This window comes from Rhizobacter sp., from assembly GCF_031412495.1.
Classification (GTDB): Bacteria; Pseudomonadota; Gammaproteobacteria; order Burkholderiales; family Burkholderiaceae_C; genus Schlegelella_A.
Window position 1 is genome coordinate 1 of sequence record NZ_JANODC010000023.1, and the last position, 2898, is coordinate 2898.

Annotated in this window: 3 protein-coding genes; 1 reads left to right on the forward strand and 2 read right to left on the reverse strand. The window is 74.4% G+C overall.

The genetic code is table 11. The annotated features are described in order from the left end of the window. A partial coding sequence (locus AC30N0_RS00910; protein WP_489516062.1) for a DUF748 domain-containing protein occupies positions 1-1968 on the forward strand: 1968 nt, incomplete at its 5' end. On the opposite strand, the gene AC30N0_RS00915 is transcribed toward AC30N0_RS00910, so the two are convergent. Continuing rightward, positions 1854-2771, reverse strand: coding sequence for an NrsF family protein (locus tag AC30N0_RS00915; RefSeq protein WP_489516063.1), 918 nt, complete (start codon positions 2769-2771; stop codon positions 1854-1856). The genes AC30N0_RS00910 and AC30N0_RS00915 overlap by 115 nt on opposite strands. Next, positions 2768-2898, reverse strand: a 131-nt coding sequence (locus AC30N0_RS00920) for a sigma factor-like helix-turn-helix DNA-binding protein (protein ID WP_489516064.1), incomplete at its 5' end; no start/stop codon positions are given. The genes AC30N0_RS00920 and AC30N0_RS00915, both read right to left, overlap by 4 nt.

Consider the following 2898-nt stretch of genomic DNA (forward strand, 5'->3'; position numbering starts at 1 on the left):
TTCGCCGATGCGGCCCAGGCCCAGCGGGCCGCCCTCGCCCTCCCCGTGGTTAGCTTGACCCTGCGCGGCTGCGCGAAGGATGCCTGGGGCCGGCTGCGGTTCCGGCTTGCCGCCCGCGTCCCCGTGCCGGCCGCCGCGGCCGGCACGGCAGTCGGCAGCGGCTTCGCCGACAGCGTCGACGCGCGCGGCGAGCTCTCCGCCCTGGCCGGCGGCGTGCCGGCCTCGGCCCGGGCCACGCTGCTCCTCAAGGACCTGCCGGCGCACCTGCTCGACCCCTACCTCAAGGAAGTGCTGAACGTGGACGTCCAAAAGGCGCAGACGAGCTTTCGCGGCGATGTCGCCTACGACGCGGCGGCGAACGGCCCTCGCCTTCGCATCCGCGGCGACGCGACGGTCGACGACTTCCGCGCCAGCAGCGCCGCGACCGAGCAGGCGGCGCCGCGCCGCGCCCTGGCCATGGTGCGCGATGGCGCTGGTGGCGGCCGGCCCCTGCTCAACTGGAAGTCGCTCAGCCTGCGCGGCGTCGACATCGCCGTCGCGCCGGACTCGGCGACCCAGGTCAGCGTCGACCAGACCTCGCTCGGCGACTTCTTCGCCCGCATCGTCCTCGACGAGGGCGGCCGCCTCAATCTGCAGGACGTGACCCGGGCCCCCGCACCGGCGGCGGCCGGCTCGGCGCCGACGGCGGCAGGCAGCGCCGCGCCGAAACCACCGGCCATCGTCCGCTTCGGTCCGATCGCCGTCGCAGGCGGACGCATCAATTTCAACGACCGTTTCGTCAGGCCGAACTACACGGCCAACCTGAGCGAGCTCGCCGGCCGGCTCGGCGCCTTTTCCTCGCAAGGCGCGGGCGCGGGCCAGCCGCCGCAGCTCGCCGACATCGAGCTGCGCGGCCGGGTCGAAGGCAGCGCGTCGCTCGAGATCACCGGCAAGCTCAACCCGCTGGCGAAGCCGCTCGCCCTCGACATCGCAGCCAAGGTGCGCGACCTCGAGCTGCCGCCGCTCTCGCCCTACACCACCAAGTACGCCGGGCACGGCATCGAGCGGGGCAAGATGAGCGTCGACCTCGCCTACGTAGTGCGGCCCGACGGGCAGCTCACCGCCAGCAACCGCATCGTCCTCAACCAGATCGTCTTCGGCGACCCCATCGCCGGCGCGCCGGCGAGCCTGCCGGTCAAGCTCGCTGTCGCCCTCCTCGCCGATCGCAACGGCGTGATCGACATCGACCTGCCGGTCTCGGGTTCGATCAACGACCCGCAGTTCTCCATCGGCGGCCTGATCTGGAAGGCGCTCGGCAACGTCGTCGTCCGCGCCGTCACCGCCCCGTTCTCGCTGCTCGCATCGGCCCTCGGCGGCGGCGGCAGCAGCGAGGCGTCGGCGATCGAGTTCGCCCCGGGCACGGCGACGCTGGCGCCGGCGGCGCAGGCGAGCCTGGACAAGATCGCCGCGGCGCTCGCCGAACGGCCGCAGCTGATCATGACCGTCACCGGAGAGAGCCGGCTCGAGGTCGAGCGCGAAGCCTGGAAGAAGGAGCGCCTGCAGCAGATCGTCCGCGCCGAGAAGCGGCGGGCCGGGCTCGGAAGCAGCGCGAGCGCCAGTCCGAGTGCAAGCGCTGCTGCCGGTGCCGTCTCTGGCGCGACGCCGGCGGCCGAGACGGTCGTCAGCGCAGCGGAGTACCCGGAGCTGCTGAAGGCGGTCTACCGGCGCGCCGACATCGTCAAGCCGAAGAACGCCGTCGGGCTGGCGCAGGACCTCCCCGTCGCCGAGATGGAAGCGCTGCTGCTGGCGAGCATCAGCGTCGGCGACGAGGCCATGCAGCAGCTCGCCGTGCGACGGGGCGTGGCGGTGCGCGACTACCTGGCCGGCAAGCAGCTGCCGACCAGCCGCCTGTTCCTCGGCGCGCCGAAGACCGGCGGCGGCGGCGAGTCGTGGACGCCCCGGGCCGACCTGAAGCTGACGGCCGGCTGAGCCGCCTCGGACTCGACAAGAAGATGGCCAGGGCCGGGCGCCGCCCGCGCTCGGTGGTGATGGGACGGCGGCTTGAGGCGCTCCCGCGCGCCACCGGGATGCCGCTCAACCCCGTCTCGAAGCCCGGCCGTAGCGGCGGGCAGGCGCCTGCGTCGCTCCCAGCGGAGCAGGCGCGGCCCGAGCCAGGCGCCGGCTACCGTTGGCCCAGCCATGCCGAGGCCGTACCAGACGGCGACGAAGGGCGCTGCCATCTCGTCGCAATGGATCGCGTAGACGGCCGCGGCGACGGCACCGGCGAGCAGCCCGGCGACGGCACCGGCGGCGCGCAGTCGGGTCGGTCCCAGGGAGCGCAGCGCCACCTGCGTCGCGGCGAAGACCGGCAGCGCCAGCAGGGCGATGGCGGCGAAGCAGCCGACCGCGCTGCGGCCGCTGACCAGCGACCACGCCTCGCTTGCGGAAGGCGCCTCGATCAACGCGGCCAGCGCCAGGCCGGCGACGGCGACGAACGGCAGCGCCATCCCCCCCCAGCCGGCGGCACCGAGGCGCGCGCCCGGCCGGGCCAGCCGGCAGCTCGCCACGTAGGCCGCACACGCGAGCGCCACCGGAAAGGCCAGCTTGAGCCAGAAAGCCGGCAGCCCGGCCGCGCTCGCCAGGTCGGGGCGTGGCCCGAGCACGACGAGGCCGAGGGCGGCGATCACGAGCGCAGCCAGCGCGGTGGCGGCAGCGAGGCGGCGTTCGGTCGTGCCGGGTTCGGCCGCGACGGGGCCGCGCGCCAGCATCGCGATCAGGGCGTCGGTCTTCATGCACCGCCCCGGACCCGACGCGCCAGTTCCTTCAGGCCCCGGTGGATGCCGACCTTGACGGCCGACTCCGACCTGCCGGTGCGCTGCGCCGTCTCCGCCACCGACAGCCCCTCGATCTTCACGCCGG